This window comes from Streptomyces sp. DH41, from assembly GCF_029813785.1.
GTDB lineage: Bacteria > Actinomycetota > Actinomycetes > Streptomycetales > Streptomycetaceae > Streptomyces.
In genome coordinates, this window is sequence record NZ_JARVKY010000006.1 from 42,139 (window position 1) to 66,360 (window position 24,222).

Sequence of the window (24,222 nt, forward strand, 5' to 3'; positions counted from 1 at the left end):
GCCCGGCCCGGCGGCGGCCCGGCGGCCGGTGGTGCCCCCGAGGTTCTTGAGCGGTCCTTGAGGACCCCCGTGCCAAGGTGGGAAGACAGCGGGGCCCCGACACGTGGCAGTCCGCCGGAGTCGGCACGCCATGGCCGAGGGCTCCGGTCCGCCGGAGCCGCGGGTACCGGGCCGCACGGCGGTACCGCGCGCACCGGCCGCCTCCCCTACCGTCACCGGAGGAGCCTCCATGCAGACGTTGGCACCACCCGTACCCACCGGACCGTCCGCGGACGGGACCGCCGCGGCGGCACCGCCCCGTTTCGAGCTGCTGCCCCGTGACGGGCGCGCGGTGGCCGCGCTGGCCCGCGAGTACGTGCGGGCCAGCGTCTCGCTGAGCGCGGAACGCGCGCTGAGGCTGGCCTCGTTGATGGCCCACGAACTGCCGCGTCCGCTGCGCCGCGTGCTGACCGACCACAGGCTCGGGACCCTGCCCCACGCGGGCTTCCTGGTCGGCGGTCTGCCGCTGGGCGAGGGCGTGCCGGCCTCGGTGACGGACGAGCGGCCCACCGGACGGCACGGCACGGACCACGCGGCGGCCCTGCTGCTGCTGGCCGGGTCGTTGCTCGGGGAGCCTCTGGCCCTGCCCGGCCGTCCGGCCGGCCATCCGGTCCTCGGCCCGTGCCCGGTGACCGGCGACGGTGACGGCTGCGGTCCGGGCGCCACCGCGGGCCCGCACGTCGAGGGCCACTCCCCCGCGCCGCACGCGGACTGGACGATGCTGCTGGGCCTGCGCGACGACGACCGGGGCACCGCGGCCTTCACCCCGGTGGACGACCTCGGACTGGATTCCGCGACTCGCCGGGTGCTGTTCCAGGGACGCTTCCACGTCCTGGCGGACGTGACCGGCACGGGCCGCACCGAGGCGGACACGTCGCTGCGGAGCCATGACGGCTCACGGTCCGCCGCTTCCCGCGCCGGGACCGGGCACCCGCGGTGCGTGGCCCTGCTGGAGGGCGACGAAGCCGCTCCGTGGCTGCGCGCCGACCCGGCGTCCACGCGTGCGCGGAGCGGCGACCGGGAGGCTGCGAAGGCCCTGGCCGCCCTGACCGCGGCCGTACGGCGACGGCCGGTGGAGGTCCCGGTCGGCGCCGGCGAACTGTTCGTCCTGGACAACAGGCGCGCGGCACACGGCGAAGCCCTGCGCGCGAGCGCGGACCCGCACGCCTCTGACCTGCCGCTGAGGCGGCTGGACGTCACCGCCGATCCGCGCCTCGGCGCCGGACTGCGAGCGGGCCGGTACGGCCGCGCGGCCGGCTGAGTCGCCCGGGCGACTGAGCCTCCCGGGCGACTGAGTTTTCGGCCGACCGCGCCTTGTGGCCGATTGAGCCTTCCCCCCCACCCCGGTTCCCGAAAGGACCCCTGGACTTGTCAACCGAACGCAATCTGATCCGGCGCCACACGGCGTTCCGCCGGTTCTGGCTGGCACGCGCCGTGTCGCTCGTGGGCGACGGCGCGGCGATGATCGCCCTCGTGCTGCTGGTCAGCCGCGAGGACAACGCCGGGACCGGGGTGTCGCTCATCCTCCTCGCCGAGTCCGTGCCGCGCTTCTTCGGCCCTCTGGCCGGCGCCCTGGCCGACCGGGTGAACGTGCGCCGGCTGCTCATCGTGGCGGAGCTGGTCCAGGCCGCCGTGTTCGCGGCCATCATCCTGACCCGGCCGGGGCTGGTGGCCCTGGTGGCCCTGGTGCTGGTGGCGGCGTCCGCGTCGACGGTGTTCTCCGCCGCGGGGCGCACGGTCGCACCGCGGCTGGTGGACGAGGCGGACCTGATGCCGGCCAATGCCTGGCTCGGCACCGCCTTCAACCTGCAGGCCGCGCTGGGACCTGTGCTCGGCGGCCTGCTGAGCGCCTGGGTCGGACCCCGCGGCGCCCTGCTCCTGAACGCGGCGACGTTCCTGGTCTCCGCGGCCCTGCTGACCCGGATCCCCCCGCTGCCGGGGCTCGGCGCCGGCGGCCGGGGCGGCATGAAGGGACTGTTCTCCGACACCGCCGAGGGACTGCGTCACGTGCGCGGCAACCGGGTGGCCCGGGCGATCGTGATGCTGCTGCTGCTCGGGGTGTTCTTCGGCTCGCTGGACAACCTGGCGCTGGTGTTCCTCGCCGAACACTCGCTGGGCACGGGTGAGTTCGGATTCGGTGTGCTGTCCGCCTCGTTCGGTGTGGCCATGGTCGCCTCCTCGCTGTGGCTGGTACGGGCCGCCGAACACCGCTCTCCCGTCTGGGTGTTCCTGTTCGGCTGGTTCTTCACCGGCCTCGGCCTGCTGCTGACGGCGGCGGCGCCCGTGCTGTACGTGGCCGTCGCCATGCAGGTGATCGCCGGCCTGGGCAACGGCATCGCCAACGTCGGCGAGGAGACGCTGCTGCAGCGGGCGGTGCCGGTGGAGGTGCTCGGCCGGGTCGGCGGCACCGTGTCGTCGGCCGCGTTCCTCGGCAGCACCCTGGGCTACCTGGGCGGCGGGTTCCTCAGCCCCGACACACATCCCCGGCTGGCCTTCGTCGTGGCCGGCGCCGGCATCTTCCTGACGCTGGCGCTGTGCGCACCGGGCGTGCTGGCGGCCCGGAACGCGGCCGCGCCCGCCGACGGCCCCTCCCCCGAGCCGAGCGACGGCGTGGGCGTGCCGTCCGGCGCCGAACCCGCCCCGGTCGGCCCGGCCGCCGCGGTGCCGAGCGAAGACGAGAAGAAGCTGGGAGCCAGATGATGAGCGGCGTGGTCAAGCAGTACCTGAGCCCGTCCGCGGTGCCGCAGCCGCTGCTGCACCGCTGGTACGCGTGGTGCCATCTGGTGCCACCGCAGACGGCGGCTCTCAACCTGAACTACCGCTACCTCCCGATGATGCGCAGCTACCTGCGGTCACCGCAGGTGCACGCCTCCGCGCTGGCCAACCCCGCGCGCTACGGCGGTCCCTTCCTGTCCCCGTACGGCGGCACGTCCGAGGACGTCCGGGAACTGCTGACCCGCACGGAACGCGACGCCACGGGCCTGCTGCGGCTGGCGGAGGACGTCCGGGCGGCACAGGCACTGATCGCCGAGCAGGCCGACGGCCGCCCGATGGAGTCCCTGTATCCCCAGGTGCCCGAGGGGCTGCGCGGCCTGGTCGAGCTGGTGTACGACACGGCCGACCGGCCCCGGCTGCGCTTCTTCGAGGCCCTGGCCTACCGGGCGGCCGAGGCCTGGCGGGCGGGACAGTCCGTGTGTCTGCTCCCCCGGCCCGACATGGACCAGCCGTTCACCTTCGGCGGTCCCGTCCTCGCCCGCCCGGACCGGATCGATCTGCCCGTGCCGTTCGACGACCCGAGGCTGGACGACCTGTACGCCGCCGCGCGTGTGCCGGCCGACCCGGTCGAGCTCGCCGAGCGCCTGCTGGGGACGGATCCGGCCGAGGGCGCGGCGGACGCGTTCACGGCGCTGTTCACCGACCGGGCACCCGCTCCGGCCTCCCCCGTGGCCGACGGGACCGTGCGGATGCGGTACTTCGGTCATGCCACGGTCCTGCTTCAGTCGCCGTCGGCGTCTGTGCTGCTCGACCCCCTTCCGCACTACGCCGGTGACGGGCACGACCACTTCACCTTCGCCGACCTGCCCGAGCGGCTGGACGCGGTGGTGCTCAGCCACCTGCACTGCGACCACGTGTCGGTGGAGGCCCTGCTGCAGCTGCGCCACCGCGTGGACACGGTCGTGGTACCGCGGGCGGGCGGCGGCTCTCTGGAGGACCCGAGCCCGAAGCTGCTCCTTGAGTCGCTCGGCTTCCGCTCGGTCGTGGAACTGGGCGAGCTCGACTCCACCGCGGTCGGGGAGAACGCCACGGTCACGATGCTGCCGTTCCTCGGCGAGCACGGTGACCTGGACATCCGGGCGAAGGCGGTCCCGCTGGTGGAGATCGGCGGCCGGCGCGTGCTCTTCGCCACGGACGCCGTCGACACCGAGCCCGAGGTCTACCGCCGGGTCCGGGAGACGACCGGCCCCGTGGACACGGTGTTCATCGGCCTGGAGTGCGTGGGCGCGCCCATGTCGTGGCTGTACGGGCCGCTCCTGGAGCGGCCCACGAAACGGGAGCACGACAAGGCGCGGCGGCTGAAGGGCTGCGACGCCGACATGGCGGAACGCCTGGTGCGCCGTTTCGGGGCGAGCGAGGTGTTCATGTACGCGCTGGGCCTGGAGCCGTGGGTCCGGCATCTGACGGGCTCCTCCTACGACCCGGACTCCGAGCAGATCCGGCAGACGGGTCTGCTGGAGCGGCGCTGCCGGGAGTCCGGCATCGCCGCGGAACTGCTGTACGTGAAGGCCGAGCGGACCTGGCCCGCGCGTCCCTGAGACCGGTCCCGGGCGCGTGGGCGTCCGGGACGCCCGGGAGGGCCCCGGCCGTCGCCGGGGCCCTCCCGGCGTTCACAGCGGCAGCGTTATGCCCAGCTGCTGCATGGCGCTGGAGGGCGGCCCGCCTTCGGATCGCTCGGTCTTGTAGCCCTTGACGCGGGCGTCCAGCGTGCGCGGGTCGACGGCCTCGGCGGGGGCGCTCTTGGCGTAGAGACCGCCGGGCTGGCTGTCGCGGTCGTGGGGCAGGAGCCAGAAGACGCGCCGGCGGAACGTGCCGGAGGCCCGGGACGCCTTGGCCGTGGGCCCGAGGAGCGCGTAGCCGACCATGCGCCCGTCACGGTGATAGGCGGGCTTGCCCTTCCGCGTGGGCAGTCGGTCCAGGCTTTGGCGAACGTAGTCGAGGTTGTCGATGTCCTCCAGCCAGACCAGCTGGCTCTCGTGACTGATCTCGTCCTCGGTGATCAGGGAGCTCATGCGCCTGCAGCCCTTTCCTGGTCCGTGAGCAGGCCGATGCCTGGATAGTGCTTGCGCTGGTTGGAAAGGATCATCTCCTTGGGCGAGGCCAGTCCCACAAGTTCCCGGGTACGGGCCGCGAACGCCCTTGAGGACATGACCGGTGCCCCTTCATTGTGGCACCAGGTCTTGTAGGCGGCGTAGAGCGCCGTCTGTTCCGCGCGAAGGTCGGGGCCGAGCACGCAGCTCTCTTCGTAGAAGCGGCCGGTGTGGTCCTCGGTCTCCGCGTACGCGGTGGTGGCGATGCGTACGCGTTCCGGACCGGTGAGGTCGCGATCGCCCGCGAGGTAGCGGCGCGCGCCGTCGATGAGCCAGCCCAGGATGCCGGGGCCCTCCTCGGTGACCAGGATGTCGGCGAGGTTGTCGATCTTCCGGTGGTCGGGGACGACGCGTTCGAAGGGGATCAGGCGCATGCGGCGCCAGAAGGCGAAGCCGCCGGTGCCGACCTCCGGGCGGTGGTTGCCCAGCAGCCAGAGCTTGTGCGTCGGCGCGAAGCTGAAGAAGTCCTGCCGCATCCGGCGGGCCTTGATCCGGTCACCGCCGGTCAGCAGCTTGACGCGGGCCTCGTCGAACTTGTCACCGGGCTTGACCTCGGAGCAGACGATGACCCGGCGGCCGTGCAGCTCGGCCAGGTCCGTGGGGTGACCTTCGTAGGGACGCGCCATCAGGAATCCCGGCGGGGCGGCGTCGGCGTAGTCGCCGAGGAGTTTCATGAGCACGTCCAGGAGGACGGACTTGCCGTTCTTGCCGGAGCCGAACAGGAACGGCAGGATCTGGCCGCCGACGTCGCCGGTGACGGAGTACCCGAGCAGGAGCTGCAGGTAGTCGATCATCACCCGGCCCTCGGCGTCGTCGCCGAAGGTGTCGGTCAGGAACCTCTCCCAGCGGGGGGTGGCGTTGTGCAGCGGGCCCACGGCGGTGGAGCGGGAGTGGAAGTCCTTGTTGGGATCGGGGGACTTCAGCAGTCCGGTGCGCAGGTCGACGATGCCGTCCGGGGTGCACAGCGCGTACGGGTCGGCGTCGAGGCGGGCCGCGTTGAGCACCATGCCGGGCGCCGACCTGGCCTGGGTGAGCATGGCGTTGATGCCGGTGGTCGACAGGGCGCGGCGGCGGTGGCTCTGCAGGGCGGTGGTGGTGAAGGCGCCCCGGGGGTCGTGGGTGGCGATGCTCTCGGCGAGGTCACCGGCGGCCCACAGGACGGTGTCGTCCTCGTCCATCTGCCAGCGGGTGGTGTCCCACCGGTACCAGCCGATGCCGGGGACGTGCCGGTAGTCGTTGGCGTAGAGCCTGACGAAGAGCTTCGCGTTGCCGCGGTCGGACAGCGTGTCGGGCAGCAGTCCGTCGGCCGTCGCCTCGCCCACCGGGGCATGGGCGGCTTCGGCCTGGGCGGGACGGGGCACGGCCGTGGTGCCCTGCGCGCGGATCTGCGCGGCGACGGCTTCGGGGTTGAACTCGAAGAGTGTCTCGGGCCGGGGGGACGTCACTGGCGCCTCCCGTTGTCATGGAGTGGACGGTTCAGGCCTGCGGTGAGGCCGCTGCGGATGATCTGCCCGATGCGGCGCTCCTGGCCGGGCCGGACGGCGACCGCGGTGTGCCGCAGGGCTTCTTCGGCTTCCTCCCGTCGCAGGCGGCCCGCCGCGACGAGCCCGCCGAGGGTGTACGCGGCGCGGTTCAGCGTGTCCGAGAAGCCCGCGCCCTCGGGGACCTGTGCGCAGTCCTCGACCGGGGCGAGGACTGCTGCGAGGACGTGCTGCTCCCGTCCGCCTCCCGCGGCGAGGACGGCCTGCCTGGCCCGGGGCGGGACCGGTCTGGGCGCGGGGATGTTCGGCGCGGGCAGATGACCGGTGCGTTCGAGTTCCTGGGCGAGCCACAGAGGGAGGGCCGCTGGTTCGCGGACGTCGCCGAGGGGGGTGTAGACGCCGTGCCGGGTGGCGGTGCCGGGAGCGATGATGTAGCTGCCGTGGGCTCGGATGTCGACCTGCCAGGCCAGCGCTCGCCCCGACCCGGAGCCGACGGAGGACTGCCAGCGGCGGCCGTCGCCGACCCGGTACCAGACGTGCAGCCCTCCGGAAGGAGTGCGCACGCGCAGCGTGGATTCGTCCTCCGCGGGGCTGGGCGTGCCCCGCAGAGCGGCCAGGACGGCGAGGGTGTGGAAGCCGTTGGCCAGTCCGGTGAGGTCGATGTGGTCGGCGATGGGGATACCGGGCAGGATCCGGTCCCGGGTGGGCGGCTGGACGGGGTGGGCGTCGATGTCGATGACGACCAGGCCGGCCCGACCGCAGGAGACGCCGATGCCGAACTTGGGATTGCTGCCCCACCATTGCTGGATGCGGTCCTGATCGAGGGTGGCGGAGTGGAAACCGTGGCACCAGCGACCCGCGGGAATGCAGGGGCAGTCGGTGGGCGGGTGCGGCCGCGCGCGACAGTCGCCGCAGTTCGCCACGGGCGTCTTGCGGCCGGCGGCGAGGGGGTGCACCGGCCAGCCTCGGCGGGCACACCACCGGGCGGTGGCGAGGGAGAGCTCAGCGACCGAGGGCTCAAGGGCGGGCCGTCGTGAGTCGCTGCGAGAAAAGCGCAGCTCAGCAGGCATCTCTCTCCCCCATCAGCGACTGAAGCGACTCAACAATGGACACAGACTAGCGAACGCGGCCGGTGAGGTCATGGAGCCTGGGGAAAAGTCCTGTGACGCCGTGTCGGTGAGGCCCTGCGGACACCAGGCAGCGACCGAGGTGAGGAGCGCAGCGACTGAGGGGCTTTCGGTCGCTGTCAGAGCCGTTCTGAGAAACCGCAGGTCAGGTGGTGTTTCAGTGATCAAATAGCGACTGAAGCGACTGAAGCCTTCTATATATGACGCACACACGCACACACGAATGTCCTCATATACCCGGACCTTGAGTCGCTTCAGTCGCTGTTTCGGCTGCGTACCCCTTCTGACCTGCGCTTTTGTAGTAACTGAAGGGAGCGACTGAAGAGTCGCTGAGTCGCTGGTCTTCAGTCTCAGGGCTCTGGCAGGGTCAGCGACCGGAGCTACCGAAGCGACCGAGAGGCAGCAGCGACTCAACCGGCAGCGACTCAACGGCTCCGGCTCCGGTGCTTCCCGTCAGGCCGGTGGTGCTGTCGGTGCCAGGCTCATCCGTGACGGACGAGGCAGCGGACCAGCGCTGTGGCATGGGCATTGGGAAGGAGGTTGATACTGGTGTGATCGCCTAATCAACTGTCGCCGGTTCCCCGAGGAACCCAGCCAGCTGGTGACCGACTGTGGTCGCCAGCGGCGTATCGGCTCCATGTCCCGCCGATCTCTCTGATGAGGCGGCTGGTGGTCTTGTCGTGGTAGCCGAGCGAGTCCGCTACGACGGCGCGGGATTCGGCACGGGGTCGGAGAACAGCTGCGAATGGGGGGTGTTAACTTCCTTCCCGTGGCGGAGCACCAGGATGAGACCAGGACGGCCTACGACGGGATCGTCGAGCTGTATGCGTCGATGTTCGCTGATCGGCTGGAGACGCAGCCGTTCTCGCGGAACATGATCGGCACCTTCGCCGAGCTGGTGCGTGGGACGGGGAATACGCGGGCAGCCGATGTCGGCTGCGGGCCCGGACATCTGACGGCCATGCTGCACGACCTGGGGCTGGATGCCTTCGGGCTCGACCTCTCCCCAGCCATGGTCGACCACGCCCGGCGGGCCCATCCGGCGCTGCAGTTCGACGAGGCGCGGATGGAAGCCCTCCCAGTTGAGGACGGCGCGCTCGGCGGAGTGCTGGCCCACTACTCGATGATCCACACCCCTCCTGGGGAACTACCCGCGCTGCTGGCCGAGCAGGCGCGTGTCCTGGCACCGGGGGGCCTGCTCCTGGTCTCGTTCTTCGCGACCGACGCGCCCGAGCCGGTCCGCTTCGACCACAAGGTGACGCCCGCCTATAGCTGGCCGGCGGACCGGTTCGCCGAGCTGCTGGCCGGGGCCGGGCTCGTCACATTCGCCCGGCTGCTCCACGACCCGGCCTCCGAGCGGGGCTTCCTCGACGCTCACTTGCTGGCCCGCCTCCGCTAGAGCATGGCCTTCTACTGGTGGGCTCTCGTAGTCAACTGTCGCTGGCTCCCCGAGGAAGCCAGCCTGTTGGTGACGCGGAGGGTGTGCTGACCCACAGAGCGAGTTGCTCGAGAACAACGCCGTCGTGGTGCACGGCCCGACCGGCGTGCTGCTCATCGACCCCGGGCTCACCGAAGCCGAAATGACCTGCCTCGCGGACGATCTTCGCGAGCTGGGCCAGAGCGTGGTGGCGGGCTTCACGACGCATCCTGACTGGGATCACGTGCTCTGGCACCCGGAGTACGGCGACGCGCCCCGGTACGGAACCGCCCGCTGCGCAGCGCGTATGCGAGAGGTGCGGGCGGACCTGGACTGGAAGGCGCACGTCGCCGAGGGGTTGCCGCCGGAAATCGCCGAGGAGACACCGCTGGACCTGTACGGCCTCATCACCGGTCTGCCGGCCGGAGCGGCGCAGATTCGCTGGAACGGCCCTCGAGCCCAGATCATCGAGCACCCGGCGCATGCCCCGGGCCATGCGGCGCTGCTGATCGCGGAGCGCGGGGTCCTGGTCGCCGGCGACATGCTTTCCGACGTCCTAGTCCCGAACTTCGACGAGTTGAACGACACCAATGACCCCCTCGGGGAGTACCTCGCCGGACTGCGCCTGCTCGAGGACGTTGCAGGCGATGTCGATGTCATGGTCCCCGGCCACGGATCAGTCTGCGGAGCAGCTCAGACAGGCGCACGGATCGAGCAGGATCGGGCGTACGTCCTTGCCGTGCGTGCGGGCCGTGTCCCCAGCGACCCTAGAGTCGGCCCAACGGCCAAGCCCGGCTGGGAGTGGACCACCGACATATCCGTCGACCAGGTCCAGCGCCTCGCTGAAAGAGCTGAATGAAGCGAGCGCAGCGCCACGTCCGCGCGCGCGGAAGCGATGGACGCGCTGATGCCGCCCGAGCCGCGGTACGGCGCCGTGCTCGGCGCACCAGGCACCGGCGTTTGGCCGCGCCACTCCCCCGCAACCTCCGTAACCTTCGCAACCCTCCTGACACTCCGGTTCACAGTCTGTGAATCGGACCGGGAAGGGGCATGCTGTTCTTCATGGCACCTCGCAGGAAAAGGTCCCCCGACCCGGCGAAACCCCTGGTCAAACAGCACAGGAACGTCGGTCCGCTGGATGCCCGCGCACTCGTCGGTGAACTGCGCGGGCTCCATGAGAAGGCGGGGGACCCCGGCATCGAGCGCATGCCGGCGGACGACGAGATCTACGGGGCGCTGGTCTATGCCGAGAAGCACGCCAACTCTCTCCGGAGCCTGGCGCCGGAGGGACGGAAGACGGCTGCTCTGACCCGGGTACTGCTCTGGGAGTTCCTCGGTGAACGCGTGCGCCTCCACCAGAGCACCGCCATCGACGACGCCCGCGACGCCGGTGCCGAATGGAGGGAACTCGCTCCCCCACTGGCGGTCGGCGCGCCGAGCGCCGCGTACAACAAGGCCCGGAGACTTCAGGCACTCTCCCTGACCGGCGCGGTACCGGGCACCGGGCAGGTGCGGCGTACCCCCGAAGCGGTCAGGCAGACCGAACGTCGCATCGCGGCACACAGGGCCGCCGAGGAGCGTGCCCAGGCCGATGCCCGGCAACGGCACAGCCTGCTCGCTCGGGCCGCGCAGCGTCTCCTGGAACACCAGGACGCGATCGTCCTGGACGAGGACGCCGAGTACTGGCTCGGCGAAGTCGCGGAAGTCCTCCCCCACTGCGGTACGCCCACACAGATGCTCGGTCTCAGCCGGTACTTGAGTGCAACGCTGCGCGCCCTGCGCAGACTGGAGCGCCGCACGGGTCGGCCGTCGGCGCGGACGCACGAGGCTCACGCTGCTTGTGCGGCGGTCGCGTCAGCCCTGGCGGAGTGACCCAGCTGCTGCCGCCTTCCCTCGGGGTGTTGGCTATTACGGCGTAATAGCCAACGGGAGGCGTCGGTCGGTCTGCGGCCCCATGGTTCAGGTGGAGGCGACCTCGTCGTACTGCCGGACGGTACCGCCTGCGATCCCACACTGCCCTTGGCACGGTTCTCATGGGTCCTGCCTGATGCCTGCTCCCTACGCTGGCTATTACGCCGTAATAGCCAGCGCTGAACTCAACAAGCTCTGCTTCCTAACGTGTCGATGCCGCAAAGGATCATGGACGTTAGTAAGGTGTCCCCTATGAGTTCTCCAGCCACCTCCAGCGACCGCGAAAAGGTCGTCTCCAAGCTGCCGGGATGGCTCCGGCAGAACCTCAAGATCAGAGCGGCACAGCACGGTATCGAGATCCAGGCCGCCGTCGAACAGGGCATCAGGGACTGGTGCGGCCTTGCGTCCACCACGGCGTCCATCGACACCGCGGGCGCCGACTCCTTCTCCACCTTCCTTCCGCCGGGCCAGTGGGAGGAGTTCCGTCAAGTCGTCGCCGACCGCCGTGTCTCCCTGATCCAGGGCCTCGCCCAGTCCGTGCAACTGTGGCTCGACTCCAACCCCGCCCCCGACGTGGACCGCCCCGAGATCACGCGACGCGTCATCGTCTGCAACCAGAAGGGCGGTGTCGGCAAGACCGCCATCACCGCCGGCCTCGGTGAGGCCCTCGCGGAGGACCCCAACGCACTGCACGCAGTTCAGATCGCCAAGGCACTCGCCAAGGCGCTCCGTGCCAGCGACACCGAGTCCGAGGAGCAGCCGAGCAGCGACCCGCTCGACGTCGAGAACCTTCCCGGCCTCGGACTCCGTGTCCTTCTGGTTGACTTCGACCCGCAGTGCCACCTCACCAACCAGCTCGGCGCGAGCCCGCTGCCCATGAACGGTGACAGTCTCACCAACCACATGGCGGGCGACCCCAAGGGCGATCTGCGGGACCTCATCGTCTCCATCGACGACAACACCTTCAACGGCCGGCTCCACCTCCTGCCCGCCTGCAACGACGCCTTCCTTCTCGACGTACGGCTGTCCGCCGTACGTGCCCGCGAAGCAGCCCTCGAGCGGGCCCTGGCCCCACTGGAGACCGATTACGACGTCATCGTCGTCGACTGCCCGCCCAGCCTCGGCCTCAGCATGGACGCCGCCTCCTACTACGGCCGCCGCCGCGACGGTGAGAGGCCCGGCCAGTCCGGTGCCCTCATCGTCGTCCAGGCCGAGGACAGTTCCGCAGACGCCTACGACCTGCTCACCACGCAGATCGACGACCTCCGCGGTGACCTGCAGATCGACGTCGACTACCTCGGCATCGTCGTCAATCTCTACGACTCCCGGCGCGGTTACATCGCCACCTCCTCACTGCAGGGGTGGGTCGACATAAAGGACCCCCGCGTCGTCGGACTCATCGGAGACCTCAAGGAACAGAAGGAAGCCGTCCGTGTGAAGCAGCCACTGCTGTCGTACGCCCCCAAGTCCCAGCAGGCGATCGGCATGCGCGCGCTGGCCAGGGAGATCGCATGAGCAAGGCCGACCAGCTGGGTGCCGGCCGGTTCGGCGGGGGAGCGCGCCCGCTCAGCGCCCGACGTCAGGCCGTCGCCGCCGCCACCGGGGTGCCCACCGACGGCGTCGCCCCGCCGACCGCGCTCCCTCCGCACCGCATCAGCCTCAACCCCGACAACCCACGCTCCAGCCTCGGTGACCTCACCGACCTGGCGGGAAGCCTCAAGACGCACGGTCAGAAGCAGGCGATCACGGTCATGAACCGTGACGCCTACGTCAAGGCCAACCCGGAGCGCGAAGCCGACCTCGAACACGACACCACCCACGTCGTGATCGACGGAAGCAGCCGACTCGCGGCAGCTCGCGAAGCCGGCCTCACCACTCTCAACGTCATGGTCAGCGACGACCAGGGCAACACCTCCGAGGAACTCCTCGAATCCGCTCTCGTCGCCAACATCCACCGCCAGGACCTCGAAGAACTGGACGAGGCCCGTGCCCTTCAACGGCTCCTGAAGATTCATGGCAGCCAGACCGCGCTGGCCAAACGGCTCCACCGCTCGCAGGGCTGGGTCTCCCAACGGCTCGCACTCCTCAACCTCACCCCCGAACTTCAGGCTCGGATCAGTGAGGAGCCCATCGACCTGCTCCGGGCCGTGGGCAACAAGCCGGCCGAAGAACAGCAAACGGCGCTTCAGGCGCTCAAGGCGGAGCGCGCCCGCAAGGAGGGCGAGAGGAAGGAACGCAACCGGAAGAAGCCGGCGCAGGAGAGCGGCTCCGGGAGCGAGGACGGCGGGAAGAAGACCGAAGGCTATTACGACGTAATAGGAGCCGCCGACACGAAGGCCCCGGCCGCGAGCGGCCAGAGCGCCGACGAACGGCCTGCTCCGCAGGTGGTGCCGGAACCGCGCACGGACAAGCCCGCACGTGATTCCGGTTCGCACGGCACCGGCGAGGGGCAGCAGGTCCGCAGGGTGCCGTATGACGAGCCGGGCGCTCTCGCGATGCTTCTGGACACGAAGATCGAGAAGGATGACGTCTTCTTCGCCCTGCTGCGCTTCCTCAACTCCAAGGCGCTGAACCGCGACCCGGCTCGGCTGGAAGAGCTGGCGCGCTCCTTCCTGGAGCAGTCGACCGCTCGGACGGAGTAGCGGGGGAGACCGCCCTAACCGCCCTAGCTCTGTGCCCGGTACGAAAGCCCGCCGCTCAGGCGGGCTTTCGCCGTTTCGGCACCGGAACGGCCCCGGGACGGGCGCACTGTGCGACGGGTGGGCGCGCTTTGGTCTAAGCAGCCGACAGGCCGGCGGCACGGCGGCGGAAGACGTCTGCGGTGCTGAGTTCGCCGAGAGTGTCGAGTGCGTGGGCGAAGTCGCGCAGAACACGAGCGAGTTCGACGCGGTCGTCCGAGCGGCGCAGTTCGGTGGCGGCTCGCGAGAGGGTGGGCAGGCGCCGTTCGGGTTGCTCGGTGGCGGACAAGAGGCGCAGTGCGACGCCGCGTTCGCGGGGACCGGGGGCGTGGGAGGCGAGTTCCTCCGTGAGCAGTGCGTGGGCCCGGTCAGTCCGGTCGAGCTGGAGGAGGGCCTCGGCGATGTCGCTGCGCCACGACAGGTGGGGGAGTAGTCCGGTGCCGTGCCGCCGTGCCGTCCTGGCGGCCCGGGTGAAGGCGGCGAGGGCGTCGTGGGGGCGGTGCAGAGCCAGGAGGAGCCGGCCGCGGGCCCGCAGCGCGGGCAGTCCGCACAGGTCGTTTCCGGCAGCCGGCCCGCCGAGATGTGCGGCCGCTTCCTCGTGGCGGCCCTGCTCGATGAGCGATTCCGCCAGGAGCGCGGTGCACCAGGGGCCGAGCGTGGCCAGGTGGTGTCCGGCCGTGTCCCGTGCGACGGTGGCTTCCTGCTCTGCTGCTCCGAGGTCGCCGAGGTGGAGCAGGGCCTCAGAGCGCAGCGCGCGGAACGCCGCCGACCAGGCGGAGGCTCCGGCATGGCTCAGCAGGGCTTCGCACCCGACCGCGACCTGGTGCGGACGCCCGTCGTGCAACAGGACGCGGGCCGCCCGGAAGAGGTCCGAGCCGGCCGCGGCCGGTGGGATGGAGCACAGGAGACGTTCCGCCTGGCCCGGGTCGCACAGCTGGACGCCAGGGTGCGCGGCGTACCAGAAGGGCGATTCCCCTCCGGCCGACGGGAGGGACAGCCCTGCCGTCGTGGTCCTTCCGGCCGTGTCCATGTGCGCCATCGGCCCAGTGAACCGGAGACCGGCCGTGCGGGCCATCGGCCTCCGGCCGTTCTCCAGCGACCGTCGACTGCCGCGTGCGTCGCCGCTGTTCACGCGGCACCGGCGTGCTCCGGTCTCCCCGATCGGTCTCCCGCCCCGCCCCTCGCGCTCCGCCCCTCGAAGGCCTGACCCCCCACCGGACCGGGCCGGGGCTCCGGTCGCCGACGGACATCGTCGACGACGAAGGGATTCACCAGGGGAGACCCGCCGGTACCCGATTCGGACGTCGCTCTCGAGACCGCCCTCCCCCTGGGACGGCGTAGTGAGAGACGGCAAGGAGCGACCCGCCGCACTCCTCGCCGACGGCGGCACCCGGGCCGGCGTCGGCTGAACCCCGGGGCGGCCCGACTACAGCTCGAAGTCGACGTGTTCCACGTCGGTGAAGCGCACCTGTTCAAGAGTGCCGGCGCGGCGGCCGCCGTCCTGGAAGTACACGTCCTTCAGCGCCTCAGCGGTGATCTCCCGAAGGCGCCCGTCGTCGGCGCCCTGCTGCTGGGCGTCGAAGAGCCGGGCGGCGTACTGCGGGGGGAGGGCGACGGTCAGCTGGCGCAGACGGGAGTCGTCGGTCGAGCCGATCGGGGCGGTGTAACCGATCCGGGCGCGGGTGTCGATGACGATGCCGTCGGTGGTCGCCGCCCGCTGCCGCGCCCTGGCCCGGATCTGCGGCTGCCAGCGCCTGCGTACCTCCGTCTCCAGGCGTGCGGCGAGCTGCGGACGGGGCTTCCTGATCTGGTCCTTCAGGTACCGCTCGACGGTTCGCTGGGACACGCCGAGCAGCTCGGCGGCGGCCCGCGTGCCTTTGAGCTGCCGTACCAGGTACCGCATCCGCGCACCGGCCGACTTCGGGATCGGGCGGGTGAAGGAGCGCTGCACCGCCTTTTCCAGGCCGTCCCCGAACTGGGCCATCAGTGCCTACTCCCCGTCGTCCTCGTTGGTGACCTCACCGGTCTTGATGTACCGGGCGAGATTGAGCTCCGGGGCGTCGAACCGCTCACGGACGCCCTCACCCCACAGCACCGACTGGGTGCCCTCGTGCTTGACCATCCCGGGCGAGACGCCCAGCCGCCATCCTCCCGGCAGCGGCTTGCCCTCCCGGTACGGCAGGAAGTCGAGCGGGGAGGGCCCGTCGGCCGCGTAGACGGCGCAGTCGGAGAGGATGGCGACCGGATAACGGCCGGTGAACGACGCGTGCTTGAGCACCTTGCGGTGCATGTTGACCCGGGTGCGGGAAATGATGGCGGCGCGGATGTCCGGCCGCCACGTCGGCCGGGACAGGGCTTGCCACGGCTGCCCGGGCTTCCAGCCCTCGCCCCGCGGACGCTCGCGCAGTTTGCCGATTCCGCCCTTCACCGTGGCCTTGATCGCGGACACCACGATCGCCATGTCGGGGTCGCGGTCCCGGTAGCCGTCCATCGCCGCGAGGAACTCCTCCGGGCTCGCCGTGCCCGGCACGCCGAGGTCGCCCATCGTCGTCACGTACGCGTCGCGCAACCGGTTGTACCAGGCGTCCAGGTAGCGGCCGTTGTCGTACCGGACGTACGCCTCGGCCGGACGAACGTCGTAGCCCAGCTCCATCGCGTAGGCGACGGTGGGCGTGGCGTACCAGGCCGGCCCCTCGGGTCGCTCGCCGGTCGGGGTGAACGGGCTGGGCAGCAGGTCACTGTCCAGATCCGCCCACTCCTTGCCGAGCTTCACACGCGACAGGTCGACATGGGAGAGGTCGACCAGCCAGGAACCGGGCAGCTTCGGGTCGAAGTCCGGCCGCTCGACGTGCGTGGGAGCGCCCAGGCCGACGACCAGCCCGTTCGCGCCCGCGGCGAAGGCCATGTTGACGTCGATGCCGACCAGGTGGCGCCGGGTGCACTCCTCGTCCGTGAGCGGTCGCGCCCAGTCGTACGCCTCCTCCCGCAGGACCTCCGCGGGGGTACGGCGATGGAAGCGCGGCAGGTCCGCGAGGAGCGGGTGGCCGTCCGGGGCCTCGCAGGGGGCACAGTCGACCGGATCCTGCCCGAGGGACCCGGGGTTGGGTTCGCTGTGCCTGCGGCCCGTCTCGTCCGGTTCGGATGCGCGGGTGGGCGGGTGCAGGGCGGTCATCAGCTCCAGGCCGGTCACCGCGGTCGATCCGCGCGGCGTCATCACCCGGGCCGCGTACGTGCCCAGGAGCCGGGCGAGGTCCGCCGGGTGGAGCCGGGCGGCGTCCGCCCAGTGCCGCGTGTCGAGCGCGCCCCACGCCGGAACGCACAGCTGCACGCAGTTGCGCGCCGAGCCCTGTGCCGGGCGGTAGATCCGGGCCCAGGGTCCGAATCCGCGCCGGGTGAGCTTCCAGTCGGCGCGCGCCAACTGCCTGACGATCTTGTGGTTCTCCGGCAGCCGTCCGGCCCGGCGCTCCTCGTCGGTGAGCTGGACGGGCAGGCCGTAGCGCCGGCACGCGGCTTCGCTGAGCACGAGCAGCGGGTCGGCGTCCTTGCCCGGTCCGGACAGCCTCGGCTGCCCGAGCCGGGCCTCCTTGAGCGTCCAGTCGACCAGGGCGGGCAGGGACTTGGCCGGTACGTCCAGGATGAGGCCGCCCGCGCAGTGCGCGAGAACGTCGCCGTCCACGACGTCCAGGACGGCGAGCGGGCCGTTCTCGAAGCGTGCGTCGCCATCCGTGGCAGCGGCCGGGGTTGGGGACGAGGTCGAGGTTGGGGGCGAGGCCGGGCCCGACCGCCTGCGCGTCGGCGGCGGCCCGCCGGCTCGTCCCGGACGCGGTGCCGTCACCGGGGCGACCGGGGTCTCCGTCGGGGCCGGGTGGGGGCGAGTGTTCCGGGAGGCGGGCTCGGCCGGGGTTTCGGGTCGCGAGTGGGCGGGTGCCTGCGGCGTCGGTGCGGTCGGTGCGGTCGGTGCGGTCGGTGCGCCGGCGGTGGCGGTGGCAAGGGAGGAGGTGAGTGGCCGGGTCGTCGGCGGCTCCTGCGGGGGCACTGCGGGCGCGGCGGCGGGGGAGTCGGGGGGATAGAGCTCCGCGAGTTTGCCGAGCAATCGCGCATAGGCGTCGCGTTCCGGTGGCCTCGGTTCCGTCTTGCCGGACTCCCAGCCGCTCGCCGTGGCGCGGCGGACCCGCAGCGCCTGGGCCACCTCGTCCACGGTCAGGCCGTGGGCCTTCCGCAGCCGCTTGCGTTCCTCCGGCGGCGGCAGCGGGGCGCGGGACGCGACCAGGGCGTCGATCGCGTCGAACAACTCCGACATGGGCACCTCCTGGGCGTCAGGCTACCGCGAGATGACACCCTTGCCGTACATTTCGCGTACGCGACGCGTACGGCAAGCGTGCTGTCCCGGTATTGGCGTCTACGCGTGACGGTCATCGGCGGCGGTACGGTCAGCCGTGCCGTATGCGAAGACGCCCCGCTATACCGAGACGCCCCAGGGTGACCCTGTCCCGGGAGTCATCAAGGACGTCCTGAGCGCCGTACCTCATTGACGTGACGTTAATGAGGTACGGCGCTCAGGACGTGTCGGTTCGCGTGCGCGTCAGGTCGCGCGACGCAGCGGGACGACGACGTTCTCGCCCAGGTGCTTGGGGTCGAGCCGGTAGTACCTGATGTGGCCGATCTTCTCCGTCTCCTCGAGCCAGCCGGCCTCGATGACCTGCTTGCGGGTACGGGAGAACACCGGAGGTGCCATGCCGACCAGTTTCGCGAGGTTCGCGGCGGTTTCCAGGATGGCACCGGACCGGTCGGTGGGGTGCAGGGCGTACAACATCACGACGAGACGCTGGTTGGCGGTCATGCCGACCGTGGCCTTCAGCAGGTCCAGGTTCTTCTGCTTGTCGTCGCTGGTCACTGGGCCTCCCACCGCGAGGGGGTCTTCTTGTCGAAACCGGGGATGTCCGGCGGGTTGCACGCCTTCACCGCTTCACGCTGCTCCAGCCCTGTCCCGTGGAAAGCAATGTAAGGGCTGATGCGGTAAAGCTTGTAGTTACCGATGCGCCCTCGCACGACCAGGATGCGGTGCTTGACCAGCTTTCTGTTGATCTTTCCCACCGCGTCCGTGGACATTCCCACACGTTTGCCGATGTCCGCTCCGGTGGCCCTCAGCGGCTCCATCCCCTCGGGGGACACGCCGATCCACCACAGCACCAGGAACTTCTGGCTCGGTGTGAACGCCTTGGACTCGGTGATCGCCTCGACTCGTGCCTTGTCGACCTGGGTGTGCCTGCCGGAGAAGGCGTACGGCGCGTAAGGGACCGGCTCGCCGGTGTCGGCGTCGACCAGCCTGCGTACTGCTCCCAAAGGGCCCTCCACGCGTGGGCTTTGACGGTGTTCGCGGCAGACGGCCGTGAGGCCGACCAAATGAACCTAACGTACATGATCAGGAAGTCAATCAACCGCGCTCGTGGGCCGTGTTCCTTGCCGGCCGACAGTACCGCCTGCCCCCCGTCGCGGGCGTCCGGCCGCGGGCCGCCGACCTGGCAGACATGTACGTGAGATCAATCTAGGGCGTTCTCAGGATCGTGGTACCCAGTTCCTGTGGACGTGGTGGCAGTTCCTCAGAACCGGGTACCACGATCGCTCGGACCGGGTACCAAGACCCGTCGATCCGCCTCTACTGCTGACGGAACTGCCTGGCAGTTCTGCCGAACTGGGTCGGACCGGGTGTATGCGCAGGTCAGAGGCCAAATGGGCGGGGGACTCTCTCCCCTTGGCGAAGGCGGGTCCACGTTCTCGCGCAGTGGCCTTCCCCGCACCCGGGCAACGGCCTTTCGTGCACCCGGGCAGCGGTCGGGCAAGCCCGGCCGCACGGGATCGACCCCGGCTGTCGGCGTGCGGCGGTCACCGGTGACGGCACCGCATGACGCGCCGACCCTGCTCCACCCGGACTCGAGTTCCTCTCCGCCCGTTCTGAACCCGCACCACCGAAAGTCAGCCACGACGACACCCGCGCTTCGAAGGCCAGGCGCGCGTGTGCCTCCAGCAACCACTGCCGGTCCCGGCCACGCCGCATCGCAGTGGCCGTACCCCGGAAGGCCCGCACTGTGCCTGGCCGGTCCGCCGTCCAGCCCGCAGGACCGGGCCACCGAACCAGGCCCCCGAACCGGACCGGTTGGGACTACTCACGTTGGTGATGGCCGCCGCTGGGGGAGCGGGCGAGACTGATCAGGCTGCGGACCCATGGGATGTCGGCGGCGACGGATACCGTGAAGAGGAGCGGGTGACGCCGTGCGACAGCTGGAGACGGCACTGATCGGCGCGGGACTGATAGCGCGGATGCACTTGGAGGCGTGGATCGCCGCCGGGGCGTCCGTGCGCGTCCACTCCCTGGACGGGCGTGCCGCGGAACTGGCCGCCGAGTTCGGGGTGAAGGCAGTGGACTCCCTGGAGGAGGCCCTGGACGGCGCGGACGCCGTGGACATCTGCTCGCCCACGGACACCCACCGGGAGATCGCCCTGGCCGCCATCGCCAGGGGGGTGGCCGTGGTGTGCGAGAAACCGCTCGCGGCCGACGTCACCGAGGCCGAGGAGATCGTCGACGCGGCAGAGAAGGCCGGTGTGCCCGTCTATCCGGCGCACGACATCCGTTTCGCGCCCGCCTACGCCCGGCTCCACGAGCTGGTGGCCGCGGGCCGTCTGGGTACGGGCACGGTGGCCCGGTTCACCGTGGCGGGGTATCACCCGCGTCCCTGGAGCGGTCATGCCTCGGCGGAGTCGGGCGGCATCCTGACCGATCAGCTGCTGCACGGCGTGGACATCGCCTATTGGCTCTTCGGAGACGTCGTACGTGTGCACGCCCTCTACCAGGGGGAGATCGCCGCGCCGGCGCCCGAGGGCACCGCCGCGGTCGGCACGGTCGTTCTCACCCACGCCGGCGGCGCGCTGAGCCAGGTGGTGAGCCGGTGGACGCCGACGCCGCAGCCGCCCATCCGTGTCACCTTCCACGTCTCGGGCACGGGAGGGACCATCGTCCACGACTCCGAGTGGCCTCAGGAGATCCAGGTGTCTGGTGGACCCGCCGGAACCTTCGGCTACTACGGGGAATCACCGTTCACCTGCGAGATCCGAGAATTCGCCCAGGCGTTGAGGGGCGGTCCCCAGCCTCGGCTGGTGGCCCACGACGCCCTGGCCGCCGTCCGCATCACCCAGGCCGCGGCACGCTCCGCCTGGACCGGACGCGCCGTCGAACTGCCCGTGAAGGGGGCTGCCGCATGAAGGTCGCCGTGTTGTCGTTCGCCCACGAGCGGGCCGCGGCGTACGCCCGGCTGCTGCATGACATGCCGGACGTGGACCTGCTCGTCGCGGACCCCGACGGCTCACCGGACGATCCGGCACGGGGGAGGGCCACGGCACACCGGCTCGGTGCCACCTACGCGGCAGACTGGGACGCGCTGTTCGGGCTGCGCCCCGATGCCGTGGTCGTCACCAGTGAGGCGGACCTTCGCCGGGGACTGGTCGAGCGGGCCGCCAAGGCCGGGGCCCACGTGCTGTGCGAGTTTCCGCCCGCCGCCGACGAGGTGGACGTCGAGGCCATGGTGCGGGTCTGCGAGGACTCGGGCGTGCGGCTGAGCATCGCCTCGCCGGTCTGTTTCGGCCCGGCGTTCACCGCCGTACGCCGGGAGATCGCCGAGGGAGAGGTCCTCGGCGGCCTCACGACGATCCACGGGGCGTACAACAGGCCACGCCCGTCCGGCGCGCAGGCGGCGCGAAGTGGAGCCCTCGGTACGAACGCGCCCCCGCTGCTCGACATGGTGGACGCGGTGCTCGGCGGCGTCGACGCCGAGCAGGTCTACGCGCAGTCGAACAGCGTCCTCGGGGCAGAGCCCGGCATGGAGAGCGCGGCCCTGGTCACGGTGCGCTACGCGGACGGTACCGTCGCCTCGGTCGACTGCAGTTGGGGTTCTCCGGAGAGCGGGCCGTTCGCGGGCGGCCCGGTCATGACCTTCATCGGCAACCGGGCGAGCGTGGAGTTCAACGCCTCCCCGCGGCTGCTCGGCGGCTTCGACTCCGGCGTGTCCGGCGAGCGGTGGGAGACGCGCGGGGACGATCCGTACGCGGTCATGCTCGGCGAGTTCGTCGCCGCGTCACGCCGGGGGAGCGGGGCGGGCCCGGACGGAGCGGCGGCCGTGCGCACGCTGCGCGTCATCCGCGCGGCGCGTGAGTCGGTACGTACCGGCCGGCCCGTCGAGGTGGCTGTGCCGCAGACCGTACTGCCCTGACCGCGCCACCGCGCCACTGGGCCACTGGGCCACTGGGCCACTGGGCCACTGGGCCACGGTGCTTGGAGGGGAAGACGGTATGGCCGGTTCCCGCCGTGGGTCCGCCGCCCTCGGGGCACTCTGATGACCTTGCTTTCGACCTCGCTACTGACCTTGCACCAGGGAGACACGCGTGACCACCATCGGCATCATCCTCGGTACCACCCGTCCCGGCCGCGTCGGGCCGCAGATCGCGGAATGGATCCAGAAGACGGCCAGTGCCCGCGAGGACGCGGACTTCGAACTGGTCGACATCGCCGACTACGCCCTCCCGCTCTTCGACGAGCCGCGTTCACCCCGGATGGGCGCCTACGAGCACGACCACACCCGCGCCTGGGCCGCCAAGATCGACCAGCTGGACGGGTTCGTCTTCGTCACGCCCGAGTACAACCGGTCGATCCCGGCCGCGCTGAAGAACGCCATCGACTTCGTCTACAACGAGTGGAACAACAAGGCCGCCGGATTCGTCGGGTACGGCAGCAACGTCAGCGGCGCCCGCGCCGTCGACCACCTGCGCCACATCGCCGGTGCCGTTCAGCTGGCGGCGGTGAGCACCCAGCTTCACCTGTCGCTCCAGGCCGACTTCGAAGGGTTCCGGACCTTCACGCCGGCCGAGCGCCACGAGGTCGCTCTCCAGCAGTTGCTCACCGAGGTGGTCACCTGGACCGACGCGCTCGCCCCGCTGCGTCAGGCCTGACCCAGCCCCCCGACGGGGTCTGACCCGGCCTCGACGGGGCCAGGTCCGACCGCCCGACGGGCGGCGACCGCCCTTTCTCACCGGCGGCATGCGGTGCACTCGACGTGCACCGCATGCCGCCGGTTCTGCTTTCCAAACGACCCCCGGAGCGCTTCCCGACGGATGCGTGGAGATCTCTCTTGGTGGAGATCTCTCTCGAATGAATTCCGCGCGGAGCTGGATCAGGATTCAAGCGCTCTGAGTTCGTATTTCCGGTGGGTGAATCAGCCCTTGGAATCAGCCCTTCGACGACCGCTCGTACTCGGCTTGAGGTTTCAGCCTCCCTACCAGTCCTGAGGATGGCACGCCGTGACCGCTCGTCTAGTCTCTCCCCTCGTAGATACGGGAAAGCGGCGTCGTCACGACGGTGAGAATGCCATCGCGGGACGCAAACGCGTATCTCATTTCCTGACGGCCGAGCGGGCATTTCCCTGATCGGGAAGGATTCCATGAGCGACGCAATCTCCTTCGAGGAGCCGTGGGCGCGTACCCATCAGTTCGATCCGCCTGCGATATTCGATTCGCTGCGCGAGAAGAATCCGCTCGCGAGCATGGTGTACCCCGACGGTCACGTCGGCTGGATCACCTCCGGCTACGAGTTGGCGCGCGAGGTCCTCAGCGACCCCAGGTTCAGCCACAGCACGGAGATCGGCCACTTCCCGGTGACGCACCGCGGACAGGTGATGCCCAACCATCCGCGGATTCCCGGGATGTTCATCCACATGGACCCGCCCGACCACACCCGCTACCGGCGCCTTCTCACGGGCGAGTTCACCGCGCGCCGGGCCAACCGGCTCACGGCACGGGCCGAGGCGGTGGCCGCCGAGCAGATCGACGCCATGCGGGAACACGGCTCGCCCGCCGACCTCGTGAAGTACTTCGCCAAGCCGCTGTCCCTGCGCGTGCTGTCCGAGCTGGTCGGCCTGCCCTACAGCGAAGTCCACCGTTACGGTCACGCGCCGACGCTCCTGCACGACCCGGAGTCGGACCCGCAGGAGGCCATCGCCGCGATGGGCCAGGCGGCCGCCTTCTTCGGCGAGGTCATCGAACGCAGGCGCGAGAAACCCCAGGACGACCTCATCAGCCGCCTCGTCGCCGACGGCGGGCTCACCACCGAAGAGCTGTGCAACATCGTCACGCTGCTCCTCTTCGCGGGCTACGAGACCACGGAGAGCGCCCTCGCCGTCGGCGTGTTCGCCCTTCTCCACCACGCCGACCAGCTGGCGGCGCTCCGTGCCGACCCCTCGAAACTCGACGCCGCGATCGAGGAACTCCTCCGCTACCTCACCGTCAACCAGTACGACACGTACCGCACCGCCCTGGAGGACGTCGAACTGGGCGGTGAGACGGTCAAGAAGGGCGACAGCGTCACGGTGTCGCTGCCCGCGGCCAACCGGGACCCGGCCAAATTCAAGTGCCCCGCCGAGCTGGACATCGACCGCGAGACCTCCGGTCACATGGCGTTCGGTTTCGGCATTCACCAGTGCCTGGGCCAGAACCTGGCACGCGTCGTACTGCGCGCCGGCTTCTCCACCCTCCTGCGCGCGTTCCCCGACCTCGGCCTCGCCATGGCCTTCGAAGAGGTGCCGTTGCGGCTCAAGGGGTCCGTCTTCGCGGTGAAGAGCCTGCCCGTCTCCTGGTGAACCCGTTTTCTCCGAAAGGACCCGC

The 24,222-nt window shown here is 70.6% G+C and carries 20 protein-coding genes; 12 read left to right on the forward strand and 8 right to left on the reverse strand.

The window, feature by feature from the left end; genetic code table 11:
* The first annotated feature begins 229 nt into the window (after window positions 1–229).
* The 3 genes from QC283_RS12415 (at window position 230) to QC283_RS12425 (ending at window position 4,352) form a co-directional block, all read left to right on the forward strand.
* A complete protein-coding gene (locus QC283_RS12415) occupies window positions 230–1,300 on the forward strand; it encodes a hypothetical protein (RefSeq protein WP_279561515.1) in 1,071 nt (356 codons plus the stop codon).
* 107 nt (window positions 1,301–1,407) lie between these two features.
* Window positions 1,408–2,739, forward strand: coding sequence for an MFS transporter (locus QC283_RS12420; RefSeq protein WP_279561516.1), 1,332 nt, complete (start codon window positions 1,408–1,410; stop codon window positions 2,737–2,739).
* Window positions 2,739–4,352, forward strand: coding sequence for an MBL fold metallo-hydrolase (locus QC283_RS12425; protein ID WP_383529356.1), 1,614 nt, complete (start codon window positions 2,739–2,741; stop codon window positions 4,350–4,352). The genes QC283_RS12420 and QC283_RS12425 overlap by 1 nt, the downstream gene beginning before the upstream one ends.
* 72 nt (window positions 4,353–4,424) lie before the next feature.
* On the opposite strand, the gene QC283_RS12430 is transcribed toward QC283_RS12425, so the two are convergent.
* The 3 genes from QC283_RS12430 to QC283_RS12440 are packed head-to-tail and all read right to left on the reverse strand — an operon-like array spanning window position 4,425 to window position 7,455.
* Window positions 4,425–4,826 carry a DUF6009 family protein gene (locus tag QC283_RS12430; protein WP_279561518.1) on the reverse strand — a complete coding sequence of 134 codons (402 nt, stop codon included), beginning with the start codon at window positions 4,824–4,826 and terminating at the stop codon, window positions 4,425–4,427.
* Complete coding sequence (locus QC283_RS12435; protein WP_279561519.1) at window positions 4,823–6,349, reverse strand: DNA primase family protein; 1,527 nt, start codon at window positions 6,347–6,349, stop codon at window positions 4,823–4,825. The genes QC283_RS12430 and QC283_RS12435 overlap by 4 nt, the downstream gene beginning before the upstream one ends.
* The gene (locus QC283_RS12440; RefSeq protein ID WP_279561520.1) at window positions 6,346–7,455 is read right to left on the reverse strand and encodes a bifunctional DNA primase/polymerase; all 1,110 of its coding nucleotides are present in this window, start codon (window positions 7,453–7,455) and stop codon (window positions 6,346–6,348) included. Before QC283_RS12440 ends, QC283_RS12435 begins: the two co-directional genes overlap by 4 nt.
* 826 nt (window positions 7,456–8,281) lie before the next feature.
* Between QC283_RS12440 and QC283_RS12445 the strand changes: the two genes are divergently transcribed.
* The 5 genes from QC283_RS12445 to QC283_RS12465 all read left to right on the forward strand — a co-directional run bounded on the left by QC283_RS12445 (window position 8,282) and on the right by QC283_RS12465 (window position 13,482).
* Window positions 8,282–8,911, forward strand: a complete 630-nt coding sequence (locus tag QC283_RS12445; RefSeq protein ID WP_279561521.1) for a class I SAM-dependent methyltransferase — start codon at window positions 8,282–8,284, stop codon at window positions 8,909–8,911.
* Between the two features lie 103 nt (window positions 8,912–9,014).
* Complete coding sequence (locus QC283_RS12450; RefSeq protein ID WP_279561522.1) at window positions 9,015–9,788, forward strand: MBL fold metallo-hydrolase; 774 nt, start codon at window positions 9,015–9,017, stop codon at window positions 9,786–9,788.
* Window positions 9,789–9,991: 203 nt separating this feature from the next.
* Entirely contained in the window at window positions 9,992–10,801 is an 810-nt protein-coding gene (locus QC283_RS12455; RefSeq protein WP_279561523.1) for a hypothetical protein, read from the forward strand.
* Window positions 10,802–11,092: 291 nt separating this feature from the next.
* Window positions 11,093–12,355, forward strand: coding sequence for a ParA family protein (locus tag QC283_RS12460; protein ID WP_279561524.1), 1,263 nt, complete (start codon window positions 11,093–11,095; stop codon window positions 12,353–12,355).
* Window positions 12,352–13,482, forward strand: coding sequence for a ParB/RepB/Spo0J family partition protein (locus QC283_RS12465; RefSeq protein ID WP_279561525.1), 1,131 nt, complete (start codon window positions 12,352–12,354; stop codon window positions 13,480–13,482). Before QC283_RS12460 ends, QC283_RS12465 begins: the two co-directional genes overlap by 4 nt.
* A gap of 133 nt (window positions 13,483–13,615) precedes the next feature.
* Here the strand turns inward: QC283_RS12465 and QC283_RS12470 are convergent, their stop codons facing one another.
* The 5 genes from QC283_RS12470 to QC283_RS12490 all read right to left on the reverse strand — a co-directional run bounded on the left by QC283_RS12470 (window position 13,616) and on the right by QC283_RS12490 (window position 18,861).
* Window positions 13,616–14,557, reverse strand: coding sequence for a hypothetical protein (locus QC283_RS12470; protein WP_279561526.1), 942 nt, complete (start codon window positions 14,555–14,557; stop codon window positions 13,616–13,618).
* 387 nt (window positions 14,558–14,944) lie between these two features.
* Window positions 14,945–15,502 (reverse strand): telomere-protecting terminal protein Tpg, encoded by a 558-nt coding sequence (tpg, locus tag QC283_RS12475; protein ID WP_279561527.1) that lies wholly within the window; start codon window positions 15,500–15,502, stop codon window positions 14,945–14,947.
* Window positions 15,503–15,508: 6 nt separating this feature from the next.
* Window positions 15,509–17,818 carry a telomere-associated protein Tap gene (tap, locus tag QC283_RS12480; RefSeq protein WP_279561528.1) on the reverse strand — a complete coding sequence of 770 codons (2,310 nt, stop codon included), beginning with the start codon at window positions 17,816–17,818 and terminating at the stop codon, window positions 15,509–15,511.
* A 282-nt stretch (window positions 17,819–18,100) separates the two neighbouring features.
* Window positions 18,101–18,412, reverse strand: a complete 312-nt coding sequence (locus QC283_RS12485) for a replication initiation protein, RepL2 (protein ID WP_279561529.1) — start codon at window positions 18,410–18,412, stop codon at window positions 18,101–18,103.
* Complete coding sequence (locus QC283_RS12490) at window positions 18,409–18,861, reverse strand: MarR family transcriptional regulator (RefSeq protein ID WP_279561530.1); 453 nt, start codon at window positions 18,859–18,861, stop codon at window positions 18,409–18,411. The genes QC283_RS12485 and QC283_RS12490 overlap by 4 nt, the downstream gene beginning before the upstream one ends.
* 927 nt (window positions 18,862–19,788) lie before the next feature.
* Between QC283_RS12490 and QC283_RS12495 the strand changes: the two genes are divergently transcribed.
* The 4 genes from QC283_RS12495 (at window position 19,789) to QC283_RS12510 (ending at window position 24,197) form a co-directional block, all read left to right on the forward strand.
* The gene (locus QC283_RS12495) at window positions 19,789–20,775 is read left to right on the forward strand and encodes a Gfo/Idh/MocA family protein (protein WP_279561531.1); all 987 of its coding nucleotides are present in this window, start codon (window positions 19,789–19,791) and stop codon (window positions 20,773–20,775) included.
* On the forward strand, window positions 20,772–21,779 hold the full coding sequence (locus QC283_RS12500; RefSeq protein WP_279561532.1) for a Gfo/Idh/MocA family protein: 1,008 nt from the start codon (window positions 20,772–20,774) through the stop codon (window positions 21,777–21,779). The genes QC283_RS12495 and QC283_RS12500 overlap by 4 nt, the downstream gene beginning before the upstream one ends.
* 172 nt (window positions 21,780–21,951) lie before the next feature.
* Window positions 21,952–22,515 carry an NADPH-dependent FMN reductase gene (locus tag QC283_RS12505; RefSeq protein WP_279561533.1) on the forward strand — a complete coding sequence of 188 codons (564 nt, stop codon included), beginning with the start codon at window positions 21,952–21,954 and terminating at the stop codon, window positions 22,513–22,515.
* 488 nt (window positions 22,516–23,003) lie between these two features.
* On the forward strand, window positions 23,004–24,197 hold the full coding sequence (locus tag QC283_RS12510) for a cytochrome P450 (protein ID WP_279561534.1): 1,194 nt from the start codon (window positions 23,004–23,006) through the stop codon (window positions 24,195–24,197).
* Window positions 24,198–24,222 lie beyond the last annotated feature (25 nt).